A 20,663-nucleotide genomic window follows, 5' to 3' on the forward strand; every position below is an offset into this window, starting at 1 on the left:
TTGCTTGAAGCATGATGACCAACCACAACCTCTTTGTGGCGCTGCGCGCCGGTTTCCCCGCTGATCTGGATGCTATTGCCGTCGAGACTGACGAGGGCCTTTCCTACTCCTGGCGCGATATTGATAGCGCCACGGCCATGATCGCCAACCTGTTGCAATCTCTGGATATCGCGCCCTCACCGGATGGCGTGCCGCCCCGGGTGGCCGTGCAGGTGGAGAAGTCCGTCGAGGCCATGCTGCTGTACCTCGCTACATTGCGGGCAGGCTTTGTGTTTCTGCCGCTCAACACGGCATACCAAAGTGCCGAGATTGAATACTTCATAGGAAATGCTGAGCCAGCCATAGTGGTGTGCTCCAGCAAAAACTTCAACTGGGTAAGCAAGCTTTCGTTCAAAGCCGGCGCGCGCCACGTGTTCACGTTGGATGAAGATCGTACGGGGAGCCTTCTTGAGCGCGCCGCTCATTTCAGCCCTCAACAAACGCCGGCTCCAAGGCGCGCCGATGAGTTGGCTGCCATTCTCTACACCAGTGGAACCACGGGCCGCAGCAAAGGTGCGATGCTCTCGCATGGCAACCTGCTGTCCAATGCGCGCGTGCTCAAAGACTATTGGGGCTGGGAGCGGGGCGATGTGTTGATCCACGCTTTGCCGATCTTTCACGTGCACGGTCTGTTCGTGGCCATTCACGGCGCATTGCTCAATGGCAGCAAGATGCTGTGGATGGGCAAGTTCGACCCCCGGCGTGCAATAGCCGATATGTCCCGCGCCACGGTGTTCATGGGCGTGCCTACGCTTTATGTCCGCATGCTGGCTGAGCCATCCTTGAACCGCGAGCAAGCCGCGCACATGCGCTTGTTCATCAGTGGCTCCGCGCCGCTGCTGCTGGAAACCTTCACTGATTGGAAGGAACGCACAGGTCACACCATCCTGGAGCGCTATGGCATGAGTGAGACCACCATGCTCACCAGCAACCCCTACCGTGCCGATCCGCGCCATAACAACCAGAGCGAGCGACGCGGAGGAACCGTTGGTTTTCCTTTGCCCGGCGTGGAATTGCGGGTGCTGGGGGACGATGGGAAGCCTGTGCCTACCGGAGAGATTGGCGGTATTCAGGTGGCGGGAGCAGGCGTTTTTGCCGGGTACTGGCGTATGCCTGAGAAGACCGCTGAAGAGTTCTCGTCTGACGGCTTCTTCAAAACCGGTGACGTGGGCCTGCAAGACAAGAGTGGCTATGTCACCATCGTGGGAAGAAGCAAGGACCTCATCATCAGCGGTGGCTACAACGTCTATCCGGCGGAGATTGAAGGCTACCTGAACGAGCTGCCCGGGGTCGCTGAGAGCGCCCTGGTGGGGGTGCCTCATCCTGATTTTGGTGAAGTAGGCGTTGCGGTGGTGATCGCCAAACCGGGTGCCCAATTGAATGGGGAGGCGTTGCTGGCAGAGTTAAAAGCGCGCCTGGCTAACTTCAAGATTCCCAAGCGTTGCTTCATAGAAACCGAGTTGCCTCGCAACACGATGGGCAAGGTGCAGAAAAATCTGCTTAGAGAGCAACACAAGGGCCTGTTTGCAGGCGCAGCGCAGACGCCTTGAACACGGCAAATATGGACGCCCTCAGTGTTGTCTCTGGGGTGCCCTGTTCAAGCGGCCTTGTTCCGAAGACGCCGCTTCTTTTGCCAGATCACTAGACCGGTGAAGCTGAGCATGGCGACCAGACAGCCCACCAGGGTGACAAAAATCTGGAAGGGTCGGCCCCACAGCCCTGCGATATGCAGGGCTGTGATCCAACTGGTGAAGGTATCGCCACTTGCCGCGCCTGTAGGAAACCATGTGCTGCGAAGCGCGCCACTATTGGCGTCGAAGACCACATGGGTTCGGCCGACCTTTTCTCGTACATCCAGGTTGGTGCGCACGTAGTAGCTGAAGATGGCTTTGCGCGTGTCGTAGTAGAGCAGGTCTTCCCGCTCAGTCGTGAACCCTTGCGCCAACGCCTGCTCAGACATCAGCTTTCGGCCAATAGTGAGAGCCTGGTTCCAATCGAGGCCTGGCTCGAGTTGGGCGCTGCCAGGTGCAGGCAGCGACTTCGCTGTTCCCTGGAATGGCAGGCCTGATTTTTTCATCGCGGTCTGATAGATGGGCGAGAGATTGAAAGCCACGCTGCTCCACGCGAAGACCAAAAGCATGGGCCAGATCCAGAGACCGCCAGCACGGTGCAGGTCGAAGTTTCGCTTATAGGCGCCGTCGTGCCATCGGATTAACCAGGATTTTTTCCATTTCACAAGCCATGGCCTTCTGGTTGATCCGCCCTGAGCTCGCCACATAGCAGCGTCATGAGAAGGATTCAGGCCACTCTTGGCTTTTCGCCCGGCGACCGGTAAGGTCAGCCAGAAGCCGAAAAAGCAGTCCAGCGTCCACAGTATCGCTATCGCACCGAGCAAGACAGTCCCAATCGTGCCGAGCGCCAACGAATGGTGGAGACGGTATACGAAGGGCATGACATGCTTGGCGTCGAATCCGATGTCCCCAAGTACCCTGTCGCCCAGCACTTGTCCTGTGTAGGGGTGAACGAGAACCTGCAGCACGGGCTCTTCGGGTGCGCCAGGCTGACCTGGCCGGGCCACCACATAGAACACGGCCGAGCGACCGATCGCCTGGCTGAGTGGTATGTGATTGACCAGCTTGTTGGGGTAGGATTTTTCAACTTGCGCGCGAAGTGCCAAAGGGGCCAGCGCCTGCTCAGTACCCGGCGCTGGTTGAGCCTTCAGGAGCGCGGGGCTTAGCAATGCATCCAGTTCCTCATACCAGGCTAAGAGGGCGCCGCTCAACCCTGCAAGAAGCAGAAATCCGGCCATGCTAAGGCCGATCCAACGATGCAGGCTTGCGACCGCCGATCGCAGGCGCACCGTCAGAAATCCATGGTCGCGGAAATGCTGAATGTGCGTGGCGCAGACAACACAATGCCACCTGAGCCAGCGCTGCCTTCCCAATAACTGCGGTTAGCGAGGTTCAGGATGTTGGCTCGAATGGTGAGCGGACGGCCAAATGAGCGGGTGAGATAACGTGCGCCCAGATCCCAGCGAGCCCACCCTGGCAGCTTGAGGGTGTTCTGTGCATTCACGTACTGCGAGCCTGTCAACAAGGTGCGTGCCGTCAGCGTCAGGCCGGGCAGGAATGGTGTATCCCATTCCACGCCAGCATTGCTGATCCAGCGCGGAGCAACGATGGCGCTTTTGCCGTCGTTGGCGCCACCTTGCGTACGCACCTGCTTGGCTTGCATGTAGGTCACTCCACCCAGAATCCGCACACCGCGCACCACCTGGCCGAATGCACTGACTTCAATTCCCCGGTTGCGTTGCTCCCCGTCCATCACATAGCGGTATCGATTGGGCGCGCTGCCAGGTACTGTGATGGCATTGGGTTGCCGTAGCTCGAAAAGCGCGATGGTGCCAATAACCTGGCCAAAATCGACCTTGACGCCCAGCTCCGTTTGTTTGGTCTTGATGGGAGGAAAGGCCTGACCGGCGTTCTCAGCGTCCGCAGGTGCCGTGGCGCCCGCGCTGAGCCCCTGGATGTAGTTTGCGTAGATGGATGTGTTGTTCCACGGTTTCAACACCAGGCCCACCGCTGGTGAATTGACTGATTTCCCATAACCGGAAACCCAGTTGTTCACAGGTGCTGTGCCAGCGTAGTTGTCGACAGTGATTTTCTGGCGCCGCATGCCCAGCGTGAGCTGAACGGCGCCGTCCTGCCAGGACATGGTGTCGGAGATGCCCACTGAAGCAAGTTTGGTTTCAGAAGCCTGGCGTGTATCCAGAAAGCCAGCAAAAGGCGCGCCTGTCTGAAAAGGGTTTTCAACGAAGACCGGGCGATGAAGGTTTGATGCGAAACCCTGCCACTGAGCGAAGGCGTAGCCCGCTGCGATATCCATGGAGGACGCCGCTATGTTCAGCTCGTGCTGGGCATTCAATGCGCCAAACTTCAGCCGCATACCCATGAGATAGGACTTCGACTTGGAAGACTCCGGATAGTTGACGGGCGAAGTGGTGGTGTCGCCAGCGGGATTGAGAATGCGGGATTCGGTACGGAAGTTCGTGTGGTGATGATTTCGAGCCCCTGCAGCCCCAAAGAATGACCAGACGGGTGACACGTCGTACTCTGCTTGAGCAACGTAATAGTCGTCCTTGTAACTTCTGCGCTCCCAGGATTGGGCGAATCTTTCACCGGCTCTTGGCGGCAAGGGAATCGCACTCAAGGTGGGGGCCAGGCGGTAACCCACTGCAGCCGCCTTGGCATCATCTGATTGATACCCCACGTCGAACGATGCGCGAAGTTTGTCGCCTCTGTAGTCAAGTCCGATGGCGCCCGCAGCCAGTGTGATGCTCTGGCCTGAAGTAGAAGTATGGCCGCTGCGGTAAACACCGTTGACTCGCACTCCGAACTGGTTGTCTTCGCCCCAACGCCGGCCCACGTCTATATGCCCTCCCCATTGGGAGTTGGAGGCATAGCTGGCCGTGAGGCGCGTGATGGGCCTATCGGCTGCGCGCTTGGGCACTACGTTGATAGCTCCTCCAACGCCTCCGCTGGGAGCCATGCCGGTTAACAATGCGCTGGGACCTTTGAGAACTTCCACGCGCTCCACCGTTTCCAGCGAGAGGCTGCCATAGGGCAGGACGCCGTAGAGGCCGTTAAACGAGATGTCCCGGTTGGCCAGGCCAAAGCCGCGCAGAAAGAAGTTATCGCCGCCACCTACGCTGGTGTTGCGTCCCCGGGAACTCATGCGAACGGCGGGATCATTGTCCAGAACATCGGCCAGTGTGGCGGCTTGCTGGTTCTGGATGAGTTCACTGGTGTAGTTGGCAATGCTGAAGGGCGTGTCCATCACGTCCTTATTGCCCAGCAACCCGAGCCGTCCTCCCCGAGCAAGCTGTCCGCCAGAGTAGGGTGGGGGATTACTGTCGGCGGACTCACTTCGCGCGGTGACCGTGACCGTCTGCAAGGTGGAGACCCCTGAGTCCCGTGGTGTGGCTTCTGATGATTTCGATGCCGCCACTGATCTGCGCAAGACATAACCTCCGCCCGCACCCTGAATCGCTTCCAGCCCTGAACCCTCCAGCAAAGCGGAAAAACCGTCATGCACTCCGAAGCTGCCCGCAAGTCCGCGGCTCGTTTTGCCCGCTGTCAGTGATCCATCAACTGACAGCACGATGCCCGCTGTGGTGGCGAAGCGGTTGAGCGCTTGATCAAGCGAGCCAGCGGGAATGTCATACCGCACCTCAGAGACCGCACGCTGCGCTGGTTGGGCCAAGGCTATGGATGGCAGGGCCAGGCCACTGGCACTCAAGCAAAGGAGCAGCGCAGCGTGGGCCAGTGGGGATGGGGCAGCAGGTTTGGGCGAGAGATATTGCGAACGTATGAGGTGGCGCGGATGCATCAACTTTCCTTTTCGATGGTGGCAGTGGCCGCGTTCACGTTTGTGATGGGCCTTCCCTTGTTTCCCGAACGAAAAGAAAAAAGTGCTACCGTTGAAGAAGCTTTTTTTAGCGCTCTCTGCGTTATTTCTTAGTTATCCATCCGCGGACGCACGGTGACCCAGTAACGGGTCACCCGGTCGACCCTGACCGGCAACGCTTGTGCGAGCGTAGAAAGCGCCAGCTCGGTGTCATCTAACGGGTAGACGCCAGAGACGATCAAATTGCGCACCGCCGGGTCACAACGCAGCACGCCGGCGCGGTAATGCCCCAGCTCGGCCAGGAAATCTTCCATGCGCATGCGATCAGCCACCAACAGACCGCGCGTCCAGGCTGTCTCCGTAGCTGCCGACGCGGTGGATATCTCCACGGTGCCGCTGGAGAAAAGAGCGCGTTGCCCGGCGTTCAGCCGGGTGGCATTGGAAGCCTCTGCCTGAGGACGGATCTCCACGGCACCGTCTTCGACCATGGCCTGTGATTTTTCTTGTAGTTGACGGACCGTGAAACGGGTCCCAATAGCACGCACAGCCCCCTGTGCCGTATGCACCGTGAACGGACGCGAGGTCAACCCATTTAACGCCTGTGGATCGGGCGCTGTGGCTACGAAAATCTCACCTGCCCGCAAGAACACATTTCGGCCCTCTGGGCCAAACTGAACGTCAATTGCGGTGGCGGTGTTGAGTATCAGCCGGCTTCCATCGGGCAGGTTGATCTCTCGCCGTTCCCCATGGCTGGTTCGGTAATCAGCCATGATGAGTTGCCACTGTGGGCCCTGCCGCAAGGCGTAGGCTCCGAAGCCAGCCCCCGCGACGACCACAATGACACGCAAAGCGCTTCGCCGTGAACTTGATACCGTCACCGAGTTGGCCACGCGTATCGCCGTACCCGCTCCCGGGCTGGAAAGGGATTGCAGTTTCGCGTCGGTTCGCTGGATTTGCCCCCATGCCCGCGCGTGCTCCGAATCTTGCGCCACCCAGCGCTCGAAGTTCTCTCGCTCGGCGGCGGTGACTTCCCCGGACCAGAACGTGACCTGCCATTCCAATGCCTGTTGCATGACTCTGCTGGCTAGCGGAGACTGACGTGGGCCGGACGAGCCAGAAGCGTTGAATGGGGTTGCCGTGGCTTTTCTCATGGCGGGGTGTCAAGTCCCGAGTATTGAATGAAGCGATTGGGCGGCACGCAACATGTATTTGCGAACAGCGCCAAACGAGACGCCCATGCGCTGGGCGATCTCCGTGTAGGTGAGTCCATCGAGTTGGGACAACAGGAACGCCTCCCTCACTTTGGGTGGCAAGGCACGGAGTGCAGCATCTACTTGCAACAGGTCTTCCAACACCAGAGCACGTTCTTCCTCCGAAGACGACAACGCTACAGGAAGATGAGTCAAAGCCTCCAGGTAGGCCGTTTCCAGTAATCGCCGTCTGTACAGATCCACCACCAAACCTTTGGCGATCTGTGTAAGGTGCGCGCGCGATTGTTCGGCTTCGGGCGTTCGCCCGGAAACAAGAATCCGCAGAAAAGTGTCCTGGGCAAGATCTGCGGCGTCGAATGTATTGCCCAATCTGCGATGCAGCCAACTCTGCAGCCATCGATGGTGGTTGCTGTACAACGCGTGGACGCGCAGAGTTGTATCGCTTGACAGCATGAAAGTGTCTGCCATTTGCATGCGCAGGTTTACTAATGAGAATAGTTCGCATTCTATTCGTCCTGCAGTTTGCTATGCGAGGCAAGGTGTTGTTGAATTTTCTAGATAAAAAATAAATACTAAAGTAATCAATAATTAAGTTGTCTTCGCTGATCTTTCTTTTCTCTAGTGTCCTCGTTTGACTGCGGTCAATGCTCCAGCGTTCTAGCTTATGCACAAAAAGCATGTTGCGGCGCATCAAGATCTTGTGATCGTCCGGCTTTCAGTGTTGAAACTGCTGTGAACGTAAGTGCTTGATTTAATTGGATTTAAGAAGCTGCCATTTTTGCGGGCATTCCAGACAAAGCCTTGTTCTATAAGGCGCGGGAGCGTTTTCCGACCATCTATCAACAAAGTTATCCACAGAAACACTGGATGACTCGTAAAGCGCTTTGAAATCAAGCGTTTGAAGCGCTTTCCCAAAAAGGAAGTGAAGCTGCTCTCCCTGTTTCTCGGCCATCGGAGGAGGGCATCTGGCCGCATTTCGGCTTGTCATTGCTCTCAGAAGGATTCACTCATGGCTTCTCGGCGGTAACGTCTGACACGCGAGGCTTGGCCGGGCCGCTACACTTGGGATAGAACGATGCGGCTGTGTGCTGCGTTGCATTAAATTCATTTGTAAGGAATCCGACATGTCCTTGAGATCCCTGTTCCTGCTGCTCGTCGGGGCGGTCATTGTTATTTTTGTAGGCGTCAACTGGGCGCAGATGACTGCGCCTACCGAGCTTTCCCTGATTTATACGGATGTCCGCGCACCGCTGGGCTTGATCCTGCTGGGCTTGATGGCGTTGCTGGCAACGGTGTTCGTGGCCCTGATCGCTTACATGCAGACCACGGTACTTTTCGAGACACGTCGCCACGCCAAGGAGCTGGCGATCCAGCGTGATCTGGCAGATAAAGCCGAGGCTTCGCGCTTTACCGATCTACGGGCACACCTGGATCGCGAAGTTGCGCGGCTCTCCGAAGTTATCAACAACCAAAGCAGAGAAACGCTTTCCCGGGTGGATCGCGCTGAAATGGGCCTTCGAGAGCGCCCGGTAGATGCTGAGATTTCACGGCTGGTACAAGCAGTGGAAAACCATAACCGTGATCTGCATTCCCGTGTGGACCGCCTGGAAATGGGTCTGCGCGAGGGCTTGGCCGGGTACATACCCGCGCCTTCTTCTGTCTCGCCTTCCACCACCGCCACTCTGGCGGCTCCAACTCAGGACGATATCGGCAAAGTGGTGCCTAGCTGACGCTTGCGCTGGGTTGGGCTTCGAAGGCGTTTCAAGAATGAGGGTTTGTTGTTTACCCGGCACCCACTAGATGCGATGGTTTTTGATAGTCCTCGTGTCTTTATGCGTCATTCCACCAGCCTCAACGCCTCTATGAGGCCCGCTACGTTGCTCACGCAGAGCTTGTCATAGACCGCGCTAATCTGGGTTCGTACTGTGGCGGGTGCGCGGTGCAGTAGATCGGCGATCTCTTTGTGCGTATTACCCCGGGCCACCAACTGCGCCACAGTGAACTCCCGGGGCGTCAACTCGTCCACCGCGCAGCGCGGGCGGCTTTGCAGGAAAAGCAATTGGTGTTCCACCCGCAGCCTCACCACGTGGCTGTGCCCCTTGAAACGCACGGCCCCTTGCAGAAATGCCTTAATGACCGCCGGAGGCAATACATCGCCGCGGCAGCCATCCCACTCGGCGCGCAAGGCCTGCTCGAACGCTGCGTCCGCGTGGTAAATCACCCCGCGCAGGTCGGCAATGGCGGCCCCTCGCGCGACCTGGCCCCCCGTCACCGCGGATTGGGCCAAGTGCGTGAGCCGGTTCAGCTCCAGTGCTTGCTGTATGTGCGGCATTAGGCCCGCAAGCAGCACGCGCTCCGTCTCGGTGCAATAGGCTCGGTCGTCGGCGCGAAACAGCGTCAGCCATCGGGTGAAGCGGGTCTTGGGGTTGACCGCGCCGCCAATGAAGAAATGGGTCTGCCGAAAGCGCTTGCCATATGCGAGCAACGGCTTCTTGTCCGGACCGGCAAACCATGAGTCGGCGTGGAACGCCAGCGTCGCGTTGGGCTCCTGCGCGGCCAGCGCACCGGCTGTGTCCAGGTGCTTGATCTCCTCGTAGGCCTGCAGCATCTCCGGTGGCTGGCAGTGCAAATGGATGTTGTGCACGTCGATGCCTACGGGCGTCAGCGTGGCCGAACCCCACATCGACGAATCGAACGGCAACACGGGCTTGACCAACTCCAGCGCCGCGTCCTGGAATTGATCCAGAGGCAATTCGTGCGATAGGCGGTACAGATGCAGCAGCAGTGCGTTGTAGCTGTCTAGGGTGGAGGGCATAGCGAGAGGGAGCAATCAAGGGCAAATCTACATCAAAAATACTGCATTTGCATGATTTTGTTTCTTCTGTATCAAAGCTAAGGTGTGCACGCGCAATCATTACAGGAAAAATCCCATGCCACGTTCGCCTTCACCCCTTGCTTGCCCTCCGCTCCACATACCTGCTGTATCTCGCCGTGTGCATCGGCTGGTCCTGCTCGCCGGGCTGGTAGCGTCCCTGTATGCCTGCGGTGGCGGTGGTGAAAGCGACTCCGCCGCGGTTCCATCGCCCGCACCCATACCTGCACCTGCACCTACAGTGCAGCAGTATTCAGCGGTCTATTTCACCGACAAAAACTCAACGGTCGCCTTTGTAGAGAGCAATCCGGACGGAACGGGCTTCGTGGCCTACCGCAATGCTGCTGGCGGGGTGTCGCATGTGGACTATTTGGCCAAGGACAAAACCATCTATCACTTTTCGTGGCCTCGTGAGAACGATATGCTCATGCAGTTCGATGGTATAGCGATCAACATGAATATCGGTGGGCCACTAAGGTATTTCTCTATCACCGGTAGCGATGGGAGCGCTATCACTGGCTCCTTGCCCGCGGGGAAGTCTCTTCAGCAGAAGGCATCCCTCGTTGAGACTTGCTTGGAAAATCACCCTGTGGAAGAGTCTGAGAGATCGATTTGGGGAGAGGCGGTTGCTTACAAGTGCGCGGTCGCTGACCTCATGGCGAAAGCCACTCTAGCAGCGGATTTTTTTGGATACTTTGTAGAGGAAGGTGTCACGTTTGTTCAAAGAATTGGGGCAGATGGCTCTGCATTGGTTAAGAAAGGAAAGGCTTTCCTAGCGTCGAATGAATTACAGAGCGCCGCAAATCGCGTCGTGTCTATGCCACGCGGGGAAATAGGGACCTCCGGCCAGATTGTTAAAACGCCAAGCTCGGCGAATGGCGGAAATTCTGCAGATTTGCCGCATGACCAGATAACCGGGACGATCGCCGGTATGAATAAAGGGCCGTCTGCCAACAACATGGTGGATTGGACACAGGTCAAGCCTGTGGCTACAGGTACTGCACCCACGCCAACACCCACGCCAACACCAACACCAACACCAACACCAACACCAACACCAACACCAACACCAACACCAACACCAACGCCCGCTTTCCCCCACGCAGGCACCTACAATGTTTCCGGCGGCGGCGTGACTGTGAGCTTCCCGGTGAATGGCAATGGCAACATCGGCAATTGCACAGCAGGCACGCTGATCTCCTGCTCCGGCAATGTGGCCATGAATGGTGATTTTTCCCTCAAAGGCAGTGATGGGGATGGCACCAATGCCACGCTGAACGGCAAGATTGATGCAAAAGGCGGTGTGACAGGTAGCTATACCGGTACTTCGGATGGCAAGGCTATCAGTGGCAGCTTCACGGGCAGCCGGACCTCAGCTTCGACACCCACGCCTACACCGGCGCCTACAGCCGGTGCGTGCACGCCCGGCCGTTCGTTCGGAATACTCCAGATCGTGACCAACGGCGTGGTTGCTCCTCAAAAGGTGACAACCCGGACGCTGCCGAGCGATACGAAATTCTCTTCGCTATGCGGACAAACTCTGTCGCACGCAAGTGGTGCCAGCATGGTGTTCAGTTGCCCGGCGGGCGACATAGGACGCGGTAAATACAAGGATGGGGCATGGGAGGGCGACTTCGAGTGGGGCTACAGGGTGAAGGATGATGGTTGCCTCAACGTGAAGTCTTACGCTGCCTGGGAAGACATTAACTATGGCAATCCGGATTTCCCCCCCTCGTCCCACAAAGACGTCCAGGCTGCGAATCTTCTCTACCGGTTTACCACTGGCGAGAGGGCTGGCCAAAACTTCCAATCTATTGCGGGGGAAAGCCTTAAAGGCGGCGTCTACCTAGCGCCCAACTACGTCACACGATAACAATAAGTGAGACCCGTTTGCAGGGTGTCATGAGGTACAAGCTTGGTCGGGATTCGGAAAGGATCCGCTTGAAATGAAACGCGCCTGAGTCCGCCTGATCCAGCGGAATCTGATGCTGGAATCATGGTGATAAAAAACTACCTCAGGCGTGCCCTGCGGTAGTTTTTTTCACCTGGGCTTACCGCAATACCAGCACAGGAATTTCCGAGTGTGTGAGTACTTGCTGGGTTTCGCTGCCCAGCAGCAGCCGCTTGACGCCCTTGCGGCCATGTGATGCCATGACGATCAAATCAGCCTTGTGCTTCTTGGCGGCAGCGATCAGGGCGTCGGACACCACGTCTGATTTCACCAGCACGGCTTTGACCTTTAAGCCCTTGGATTCGCCAGATTTCTTGATGGCGTCGACAATTTTCTGGCTTTCTTCCGTCCATTTAGCTTCGACGCGTTTGGCATCTTCGGCCGATAGGGCGATAGAGCCTTCGAAATAGCTCTGCGGGTAACGCGGCACCACTTTCAGGGCGATCAGCTCGGCGCCGCAGAGGGTGGCGAGGGAAATCGCGCTGTTGACGGCTTTCTTGGATAGCGCCGAACCATCGGTGGCTACGAGAATACGTTCGTACATGACTGACTCCTTGGTAGTTAAGGGTTGCTCAAACACGTTCTAGAGCGCAGGCACGTCTCTAAAATGGTTCACACTAAATTCATACAGAGCCAGACGCTCTCAAGAGTTTAGTAAGCACATTAGCTACCTTAAAGTAAACGCCGGAGCTTGTCTTGATGTATGTCAAGGCCGCGTCTGGTATTGGGTTTACAGTGCACCTCATGGAAAGCGCCGCCGTCCTATCTTCCCCACGAGACGAGCCAGTGCGAATTGAGTTGCAACCACGCGCTGCCCAGCGCTGGGAGTTGCTTGACGAGCCCGACGAGTGGATGGAATTCAGCCGCCGCGTGCAAACGCAGGGCGAGGATACGAGCGTCTGCTGGGAGTCTACGGTCGTTTTTGAGGGCATGCATTGCGCAGCCTGCGCGGTCACCATTGAAGACGCGCTGCGTAAAACACCTGGTGTGCGTTCGGTCGAGGTTGGTGCGGCGAGCCATCGCGGCAGGGTGGTGTGGGAGGAGGGCGCCACGCTTCCTTCCACCTGGATGCAGGCTGCTCTGAGGGTCGGTTATCCGCCATTACCGGCGCACGATGCCTTTGCCGCCGAGCGTCGTCTTGCAGAAACCCGCACGATGATGTGGCGTCTGGGGGTGGCCTGCCTTTGCATGATGCAAGTCATGATGTATGCCACACCAACATACTTCACTGCGCCAGGCGAGATCGAGCCAGATATCGTGCACCTGCTTCGGTGGGCAGCGTGGGTGCTGTCGATCCCCGTGATGCTTTTTTGCTGCCAGCCTTTTTTCCGCAATGCGCTGCTTGATCTCAAGCTGCGTCGCGTCAGCATGGATCTGCCGGTCTCCATAGGCATGCTGATCACCTTCGTCGTCAGCACCCTGGGCACGTTTGAGCCTGCCGGCGTGTTCGGCGGCGAGGTGTACTTTGATTCGCTGACCATGTTCGTGTTCTTCCTGCTCACGGGCCGCTGGTTGGAGTTGCGGCTGCGTGATCGCACCGCTGGCGCCCTGGAAAAGCTGATGCACCGCTTGCCAGAGAGCGTGGAGCGGCAACGCGCAGATGGCGCTTGGGAGCGTGTAGCGGCGCGCCGGATTCGCGTGGGCGATGTGCTGAGAGTGCTTCCGGGCGAGGTTTTCCCCGCGGATGGCATCGTGCTGCGCGGCGAAACCACGGCTGACGAAGCCTTGTTGACCGGCGAGTCAACGCCATTGGCACGGGGCCAGGGCTCCCAGGTGATCGCCGGCAGCCACAACCTTACGGCGGTAGTGGAGGTTCGGGTGCAACACGTGGGGCGTGAGACACGCTACGCACAGATTGTGGCGTTGATGGAATCGGCCTCTACCAGCAAGCCCCGCATTGCCCAATTGGCTGACCGCCTCGCCAAGCCTTTCCTGATATTCGTGCTGTTGGCGGCAGGACTGGCTTGTGCCTGGTGGTGGCCCACAGATCCGGGGCATGCGCTCATGATTGCCGTGGCTATTCTGGTGGTCACCTGCCCTTGTGCGCTCTCATTGGCTACTCCTGCTGCCATGTTGGCCAGTGCAGGAAGTTTGGCGAAGCGGGGCGTATTGGTGCGCCGCTTGCAGGCGCTCGAAGTCTTGGCTGCCGTGGACACGGTGGTGTTTGACAAGACGGGCACGCTGACCCGTGATGCGTTCGTGCTGGAGCGTATTCAGTTACGCCCGGGGGTAACAAGCGAGGAGGCGCTGTCAATCGGTGCCGCGCTGGCTCAGAAAAGCCTGCATCCGGTGTCCCGCGCCTTGGTGTCCGAAGCCGCACGGGCGGGCCTCACGCCCGATGCCTGGCATGTCCGTGAATCGCAGGAGATCTCCGGCCAGGGGGTGATGGCTGAGTTGGCTGATCAGGGGATGGCTTGGCGACGAGTGCGCCTGGGCTCTGAAGCTTTTTGCCTGCCGCGTGCGGTAGCGGCCCAGGGCAAGGGATTCGAGGGTAGCACCCACGGGGCGACGGCGGGAGACGGCCTCACCTCTCACCTGAGTGATGAGCAAGGGTGGCTGGCAAGCTTCGAATGGCGTGAGGATTTGCGCGACGATGCCGTGCAAGCGGTAGCTGCCTTGCAGGCACAGGGTATCCGGGTGCATTTGTTTTCCGGCGACCGGCCTGGAGCGGCGGCACGCGTGGGGCAATTGGCTGGAATCAGTGATGCGCGTGGCGGCTACTCTCCCGCAGACAAACTTAGTGCTATGCAGCAGGCTCAACGAGCCGGCGCCACGGTTGCCATGGTGGGTGATGGCTTGAACGATGGTCCCGTGCTTGCCGGCGCCGACGTCTCGTTCGCATTTGGGCGCTCAGTGCCCTTGGCGCAAGCGCAGTCTGATTTCGTGGTTCTTGGCGAGCGGCTGCTTTCCATCCCGGCTGCAGTGCTGCGGGCACGCCGCACCATGCGCATCGTGAAGCAAAACCTGGGGTGGGCAGCTGTGTACAACGCTGTAGGTATTCCGCTCGCAGTGATCGGTTGGATGCCGGCTTGGCTGGCTGGGCTGGGTATGGCTGCCAGCTCGCTTTTGGTGGTGCTCAACGCCTTGCGCTTGTCTGGGGCAGCGCCACTGGAGCTAGGCCTTGAAATGCCGCTCGAACAAGGGCAAGCTTTAGGAGCGCTGAATGGTCATTGAGGTTCAAAGTTCCTGTTTGCCCGTGCAGCGCTGTTTCTCCTCACTGCGCTTTTAGGCCCATGGACATTCTGTATTTACTGATCCCGCTCTCCGTGGTGCTGATTTTTTTCATCCTCGGCGCCCTGTGGTGGGCTATCTACCGCGGGCAATTCGATGAAATCGACCGCGAAGGGGAGCGCATTTTTGAGCATGATTGATTCATATCAAGGGAAACCATGCTGGGTTCGAGGACACTATTCAAGGTTCATTAGGAAGGGGTGGAAATGACGTTCGCCAATATGCGAGCCACTGTCTACAACGACAAGGTGGTTAGGCAATTTGCCATCATGACGGTGGTCTGGGGTGTGGTCGGGATGCTTGTGGGGGTGATCATCGCCGCCCAGCTGACCTGGCCAGAGTTAAATCTGGGCATTTCATGGCTCAGCTACGGCCGATTGCGGCCGCTTCACACCAATGCGGTGATCTTCGCCTTCGGTGGTTGTGGTCTCATGGCTACGTCCTACTATGTGGTGCAGCGAACCTGTCAGGTGCGACTGTTTTCGGACAAGCTTGCTGCCTTCACGTTCTGGGGCTGGCAGTTGGTCATCGTGGCTGCTGCGGTCAGCCTGCCGCTGGGCTACACCAGCGGCAAGGAATATGCCGAACTCGAATGGCCCATCGACATCCTGATCACCCTCGTGTGGGTGGCCTATGCGGTGGTCTTCTTCGGCACCGTGGGTACCCGTAAGGTCAAGCATATCTACGTGGCCAACTGGTTCTATGGCGGTTTCATACTGGCCGTAGCGCTCTTGCATTTGGTCAATAGCGCGGCGCTTCCCGTGGGTGCCATGAAGTCCTATTCCGCCTATGCCGGGGTGCAAGATGCCATGGTGCAGTGGTGGTACGGGCATAACGCCGTGGGCTTTTTCCTCACGGCAGGCTTCCTGGGCATGATGTATTACTTCATTCCCAAGCAGGCTGGCCGTCCGGTGTATAGCTACCGGCTCTCCATCGTGCACTTCTGGGCGCTGATCTTCACTTACATGTGGGCTGGCCCACATCACCTTCACTACACCGCTCTCCCTGATTGGGCGCAAAGCGTAGGCATGGTGTTCTCCCTGATCCTTCTGGCGCCAAGCTGGGGCGGCATGATCAACGGTGTCATGACGCTCTCCGGTGCCTGGCACAAGCTGCGTGATGATCCCATCTTGCGATTCCTGATCGTGGCGCTGTCGTTCTACGGCATGTCCACCTTCGAGGGTCCGATGATGTCGATCAAAACCGTCAACGCCCTCAGCCACTACACCGACTGGACGGTGGGCCATGTGCACTCCGGCGCGCTTGGATGGGTGGGCCTGATCACCATGGGCTCCATGTACTACATGATCCCGCGCCTGTTTGGCCGTACTCAGATGTACAGCACCAAAGCCATCGAGGCACACTTCTGGATCGCCACCATCGGCATCGTGGTCTATATCGCCGCGATGTGGATTGCAGGCGTGATGCAGGGCCTGATGTGGCGCGCTGTCAATCCGGATGGCACGCTCACCTACACCTTCGTCGAATCCGTAAAGGCTACCTTCCCCTTCTACGTGTTGCGTCTGCTTGGTGGAGTGCTTTATCTCGGCGGCATGTTCATCATGTTGTGGAACACAGTGAAGACGGCAACAGCCGGCCGCGCGGTTCCTGTGCAGATTCCTGCCGCAGTTGCACACGCCTGAAGTTGAAGGAGTAACCAACATGGCTCAAGAAAAAATCACCGGCCACGCCAAGATCGAGACCAACAACTTTCTGATGATTGTGTTGATCTTGCTCGTGGTCTCCATCGGTGGCCTGGTCGAAATCGTTCCACTGTTTTTCCAAAAATCCACTACCCAACCGATAGAGGGCCTGAAGCCCTATACCTCGCTGCAAGTGGTGGGGCGCGATATCTATGTGCGTGAGGGCTGCTACAACTGCCACTCGCAGATGATCCGGCCCTTCCGCGCTGAGGCGCTGCGTTACGGTCCTTACTCGGTTGCAGGCGAGTTCGTTTATGACCGTCCCCACCAATGGGGCAGCAAACGCACGGGTCCTGATTTGGCGCGAGTAGGCGGCCGCTACAGCGACGACTGGCACCGTGTGCATTTGATCAACCCTCGTGACGTGGTGCCGGAGTCGAACATGCCGGCTTACCCATGGCTCGAAAAGACCCCAGCCGACGCCAAGTCCATCCAGACCCACATGAAGGGACTGCGTACCTTGGGCGCGCCATATACAGACGAAGAAATCGCTAAAGCACCAGAAGACTTGAAGGGCAAGACCGAGCTTGATGCAGTGATCTCTTACCTGCAAGTTCTCGGCATTCATCGCAAATAAGCTTCAGGAGGACTCAACTCATGGACATCAATAGCTTGCGCAGCATCGTCACCGTCACGGCACTGGTTGTCTTTCTCGGCATCGTGTTCTGGGCGTGGTCGAACAAAAACAAGGCGCGCTTCGACGAGGCGGCGAACCTGCCTTTCGAGCAGGATTGAGAGGCGCCGAAGCGGTCCCACAAGGAACAAAAAATGAGTGACTTTACAAGCAACTTTTGGTCGATCTTCATTTCGGTGATCACCATCGGGGGGATCCTGGCATGCTTGGCGCTGCTGTGGATCAGTGGCAAGACCAAGGCCATGACTCTCAGCGACAATACCACCGGGCACGTTTGGGATGGGGATTTGCGGGAAATGAACAACCCCCTGCCGCGCTGGTGGGTGGGCCTGTTCATCATCACCGTGGTGTTCGCATTCGCGTATCTGTATCTCTACCCAGGGCTTGGTACCTATGAAGGCTCGCTCAAGTGGTCGCAAACCGGCCAGTTCGATCGCGAGGTGTCCCGGGGCAACGAGCAGGCCGCGCCTATTTACGCCGCTTTCGCGGGAATGAGCACGGAGCAGTTGGCCAAGGATGCCAAGGCCATGGCCATTGGTGACCGCCTGTTCATGAACAACTGCGCGCAATGCCATGGCTCCGACGCTCGCGGCGGCAAGGGATTCCCGAACCTGGCCGATGGCGATTGGATGTGGGGTGGCTCGCCCGACAAAATTCATGAAACCATCGCCAACGGCCGAACAGGGGTGATGCCACCCATAGCCGCTGCAGTCGGTACGCCCGAAGATGTGCGCAATGTCGCACACTACGTGCTCAGCCTTTCAGGCTCACCCAATGACTCCGTACGCTCGAATCTGGGCAAGCCGAAGTTTGCGGTCTGCGCAGCCTGTCACGGTGCTGATGGCAAGGGCAATCAGGCCCTGGGCGCACCTAACCTGACCGACAACATCTGGGTTGACGGTGCTGGTGTCGAATCGCATATCGTCAACATGATCACCAACGGCAAGACCAATGTCATGCCCGCCTGGTCGAGCAAATTCACGCCAGAGCAGATGAATGTGTTGACAGCCTATGTATGGGGCCTTGGCGGGGGCGTGCCGGGTGTGCAGCCTGCGGCAGCGGTTGCCACTCCTGCAACTCCTGCAGCGTCTCCTGCGGCTGATGCGGCATCAGTGGCGGTCGAAAATGGCGTGGTCAAGTTCTTCTTTTCCACGGGCAAAGCTGAATTGGCTGCCGGTTCAGATAAGGCTCTCGCCGATGTCGTGGCCGGAGTACAGGCTGGCAAAAAGGTGGTGATCAGCGGATACGTTGACACCACTGGCAATGCGGCTCAGAACGAGGAACTGGCCAAGCAGCGCGCATTTGCGGTTCGTGACCAGCTCAAGACTTTGGGCGTTGCCGAGGATAAGATAGAGTTCAAAAAGCCCGAGAACATTGAAGCCGGTGCCGGTAAAGAGGCGCGCCGCGTGGAAGTGGCTTTGGGTTAGGAATTTCTCACGCAGAGCGTAGTGTTTGAATTAGGTCCGTTTTCCACTGTATGAGTACCGATCAACTTGCATGCGGGGCGGGTCGATCGGCAGCAGAATTCAAGCCCCGCGCGCGAAGCGCCGTTTGGCGCTCGACAAATTGAGCTGACTTGAGTACAAAATCCCACTCTGAAAAAACCACCGCTGCGGCGGTGGCAGCTGGTGCTGTGCCCGCTGATGAAGTCATGGTGTCGCTCTACCAGGCGCAAAAGAAGATCTACCCGCGCAGCGTCACTGGCCTGTTCTCCAAGTGGCGCTGGTTCTTCGTTTACGCCACGCAGATTTTTTTCTATGGCCTGCCCTGGCTGCAATGGGGTGAGAGGCAGGCTGTCCTGTTCGATCTGGACACGCGGCGTTTCTACATTTTCGGGTTGGTGCTGTATCCGCAGGATGTCATCTACCTCTCGGGCCTCCTCATCATCTCGGCCATGCTGTTGTTTCTGTTCACCGCAGTTGCGGGGCGGCAATGGTGTGGCTATGCCTGCCCGCAGACGGTGTACACCGAAATTTATCTGTGGATTGAAAAGAAGATCGAAGGTGACCGTTCCGCCCGCATGCGGCTGGACGCAGCGCCTATGTCTGCGGCCAAGTTTACGCGCAAGGCGCTTAAACAGCTTGCCTGGATAGCGGTAGGCTTATGGACAGGCTTCACCTTTGTCGGCTATTTCACGCCCATACAGGAACTGGCGCTTCACTTCTTCCAATGGACCTTGGGACCATGGGAGCTTTTCTGGATTTTCTTCTACGGCTTTGCCACCTACGGTAATGCCGGCTACATGCGCGAGCAGGTTTGCAAGTACATGTGCCCCTATGCGCGCTTTCAGAGCGCCATGTTTGACAAGGACACACTGGTCGTCACTTACGACGCGGCTCGTGGTGAGCCTCGCGGCGCGCGTTCGCGCAAGACGGATCACCGTGCCGCCGGTCTGGGCGATTGTGTGGATTGCACCCTGTGCGTTCAAGTCTGTCCAACGGGCATCGACATTCGCGAGGGTCTGCAATACGAGTGCATCAGCTGTGCTGCCTGCATCGACGTGTGCAATAGCGTCATGGATAAGGTCGGCTACCCACGAGGGCTGATTCGCTATTCCACGGAGAACGCGCTCGAAAAAGGTTGGAGCGGCTCGCAGATCCTGCGCCACGTGCTGCGCCCACGCGTATTGATTTATAGCGGCATCCTGGCGGTACTGACCATTGCGCTATTCGGCAGCCTTTTCCTGCGGACACCGTTCAAGGTCGATATCGTGCGTGACCGTGCTACGTTGGCACGGATCGTTGATGGCAACAAGATCGAGAACGTCTACCGCGTGCAGATCATGAATGCCACCGAGAAACCACAGACTTACGATATCTCGGTTTCTGGCCTGCAAGGGCTGAAATTGGTGACGGATGCTCGCGTCACGGTAGATGCTGCTGAAGGCCTCTGGGTGCCAGTCAGGCTGCAGCTACCTTACGACGGAGCGAAACCTGGCTCTCATGAGATCCACATCGATGTGAAATCAGAGCAGGCAGGTCAGGTGAACGAGAAATCCGTTTTCATAGTACCCAGGTAATCTCAAGGTAATCCATATGAGTTCAACACAGAATATTTCTTCAGGCCCGTGGTGGAAGTATGGCCATATGTGGCTTGTGGTGGGAGGGCCCTCTATCGTGGTGGTGGCCTCGTTCATCACGCTTTACCTGGCCGTGACCAGGCCGGATCCGGTCTATGCGGATGCTCCTCGCAGCGCTCAACTGCAGCCAGCAGACGAGCATGACCCCGCACTCACGCCAGCCATGCAGGGGCGCAACCACGCGGCTTCCCCTTCTTCCGCCAAAGCGCTGGAGGGCACGGCCCCAACGCGCCAAGCCGGTCACCCTTAAGCCACTGCGCGCTGGAAATTATCCATGCTTCGTAAGCGACTCATGTGGATCGCCTGGCCGGCCTTTCTAGCGGCAGCGGTGCTTGAGATGATGGTGTTCGCCGTGCTTGATCCCGAGGCACTGAGCCTCTTCGGCGCACGCCTGAACTGGTCCCGAGAGGCCGTCTATACCGTCACCTTTTTTATCTTCTGGGTGATGATGATGGTCTCGAGCGCATTGACCATGCTGCTGTCACTGGCGCCCAGCGAGGTGAACCGAGCCAACTAGGCTCGTGTTCTGCCGCTTTG

General features: G+C 58.0%; 17 protein-coding genes and 2 pseudogenes. 13 read left to right on the plus strand and 6 right to left on the minus strand.

Annotated elements, in window-relative coordinates; all coding sequences use genetic code 11:
• Positions 1-14: 14 nt before the first annotated feature.
• Positions 15-1,589, plus strand: coding sequence for a malonate--CoA ligase (locus tag G518_RS0127285; RefSeq protein WP_028605181.1), 1,575 nt, complete (start codon positions 15-17; stop codon positions 1,587-1,589).
• Between the two features lie 47 nt (positions 1,590-1,636).
• Here the strand turns inward: G518_RS0127285 and G518_RS0127290 are convergent, their stop codons facing one another.
• The 4 genes from G518_RS0127290 to G518_RS0127310 all read right to left on the minus strand — a co-directional run bounded on the left by G518_RS0127290 (position 1,637) and on the right by G518_RS0127310 (position 7,124).
• Positions 1,637-2,899, minus strand: a complete 1,263-nt coding sequence (locus G518_RS0127290; protein ID WP_028605182.1) for a PepSY-associated TM helix domain-containing protein — start codon at positions 2,897-2,899, stop codon at positions 1,637-1,639.
• A gap of 2 nt (positions 2,900-2,901) precedes the next feature.
• Positions 2,902-5,427: a TonB-dependent receptor gene (locus G518_RS0127295; protein ID WP_051237468.1), complete on the minus strand. Its 2,526-nt coding sequence runs from the start codon at positions 5,425-5,427 to the stop codon at positions 2,902-2,904.
• A gap of 128 nt (positions 5,428-5,555) precedes the next feature.
• On the minus strand, positions 5,556-6,518 hold the full coding sequence (locus G518_RS0127305) for a FecR domain-containing protein (RefSeq protein ID WP_028605184.1): 963 nt from the start codon (positions 6,516-6,518) through the stop codon (positions 5,556-5,558).
• An 87-nt stretch (positions 6,519-6,605) separates the two neighbouring features.
• On the minus strand, positions 6,606-7,124 hold the full coding sequence (locus G518_RS0127310) for a sigma-70 family RNA polymerase sigma factor (protein ID WP_425414311.1): 519 nt from the start codon (positions 7,122-7,124) through the stop codon (positions 6,606-6,608).
• A 656-nt stretch (positions 7,125-7,780) separates the two neighbouring features.
• On the opposite strand from G518_RS0127310, the gene G518_RS38825 reads away from it, so the two are divergent.
• A complete protein-coding gene (locus tag G518_RS38825; protein WP_051237470.1) occupies positions 7,781-8,386 on the plus strand; it encodes a hypothetical protein in 606 nt (201 codons plus the stop codon).
• Between the two features lie 107 nt (positions 8,387-8,493).
• Here G518_RS38825 and G518_RS0127325 read toward each other — a convergent pair whose 3' ends face one another.
• Positions 8,494-9,471, minus strand: coding sequence for a helix-turn-helix transcriptional regulator (locus G518_RS0127325; protein WP_028605186.1), 978 nt, complete (start codon positions 9,469-9,471; stop codon positions 8,494-8,496).
• Positions 9,472-9,586: 115 nt separating this feature from the next.
• On the opposite strand from G518_RS0127325, the gene G518_RS41180 reads away from it, so the two are divergent.
• A complete protein-coding gene (locus tag G518_RS41180; protein ID WP_028605187.1) occupies positions 9,587-11,401 on the plus strand; it encodes a hypothetical protein in 1,815 nt (604 codons plus the stop codon).
• Positions 11,402-11,579: 178 nt separating this feature from the next.
• Here G518_RS41180 and G518_RS0127335 read toward each other — a convergent pair whose 3' ends face one another.
• Positions 11,580-12,023, minus strand: a complete 444-nt coding sequence (locus G518_RS0127335) for a universal stress protein (RefSeq protein WP_028605188.1) — start codon at positions 12,021-12,023, stop codon at positions 11,580-11,582.
• A 155-nt stretch (positions 12,024-12,178) separates the two neighbouring features.
• Here G518_RS0127335 and G518_RS37240 point away from each other — a divergent pair, with 155 nt between their 5' ends.
• From G518_RS37240 to G518_RS37255, 10 genes and pseudogenes are all read left to right on the plus strand, one after another.
• The gene (locus tag G518_RS37240) at positions 12,179-14,653 is read left to right on the plus strand and encodes a heavy metal translocating P-type ATPase (protein WP_425414312.1); all 2,475 of its coding nucleotides are present in this window, start codon (positions 12,179-12,181) and stop codon (positions 14,651-14,653) included.
• Between the two features lie 59 nt (positions 14,654-14,712).
• A complete protein-coding gene (gene ccoS, locus G518_RS0127345) occupies positions 14,713-14,850 on the plus strand; it encodes a cbb3-type cytochrome oxidase assembly protein CcoS (protein WP_028605189.1) in 138 nt (45 codons plus the stop codon).
• 66 nt (positions 14,851-14,916) lie between these two features.
• Positions 14,917-16,353 (plus strand): cytochrome-c oxidase, cbb3-type subunit I, encoded by a 1,437-nt coding sequence (gene ccoN / locus G518_RS0127350; protein WP_028605190.1) that lies wholly within the window; start codon positions 14,917-14,919, stop codon positions 16,351-16,353.
• Between the two features lie 19 nt (positions 16,354-16,372).
• Positions 16,373-16,990, plus strand: coding sequence for a cytochrome-c oxidase, cbb3-type subunit II (ccoO, locus tag G518_RS0127355; protein ID WP_028605191.1), 618 nt, complete (start codon positions 16,373-16,375; stop codon positions 16,988-16,990).
• Positions 16,991-17,010: 20 nt separating this feature from the next.
• A complete protein-coding gene (locus G518_RS0127360) occupies positions 17,011-17,148 on the plus strand; it encodes a CcoQ/FixQ family Cbb3-type cytochrome c oxidase assembly chaperone (RefSeq protein WP_028605192.1) in 138 nt (45 codons plus the stop codon).
• A gap of 33 nt (positions 17,149-17,181) precedes the next feature.
• Positions 17,182-18,072: pseudogene (ccoP, locus tag G518_RS37245) on the plus strand (cytochrome-c oxidase, cbb3-type subunit III); the annotation flags it as partial.
• A gap of 129 nt (positions 18,073-18,201) precedes the next feature.
• Positions 18,202-18,474, plus strand: a pseudogene (locus G518_RS41185) (OmpA family protein); the annotation flags it as partial.
• A gap of 224 nt (positions 18,475-18,698) precedes the next feature.
• A complete protein-coding gene (gene ccoG, locus G518_RS0127370) occupies positions 18,699-20,066 on the plus strand; it encodes a cytochrome c oxidase accessory protein CcoG (protein WP_084652385.1) in 1,368 nt (455 codons plus the stop codon).
• 16 nt (positions 20,067-20,082) lie between these two features.
• Complete coding sequence (locus G518_RS37250) at positions 20,083-20,376, plus strand: hypothetical protein (protein ID WP_051237472.1); 294 nt, start codon at positions 20,083-20,085, stop codon at positions 20,374-20,376.
• A 24-nt stretch (positions 20,377-20,400) separates the two neighbouring features.
• Complete coding sequence (locus G518_RS37255; protein WP_036596314.1) at positions 20,401-20,643, plus strand: hypothetical protein; 243 nt, start codon at positions 20,401-20,403, stop codon at positions 20,641-20,643.
• Positions 20,644-20,663: the final 20 nt, after the last annotated feature.

Origin of the sequence: Ottowia thiooxydans DSM 14619 (assembly GCF_000422885.1) — a bacterium.
Lineage (GTDB): Bacteria > Pseudomonadota > Gammaproteobacteria > Burkholderiales > Burkholderiaceae_C > Ottowia > Ottowia thiooxydans.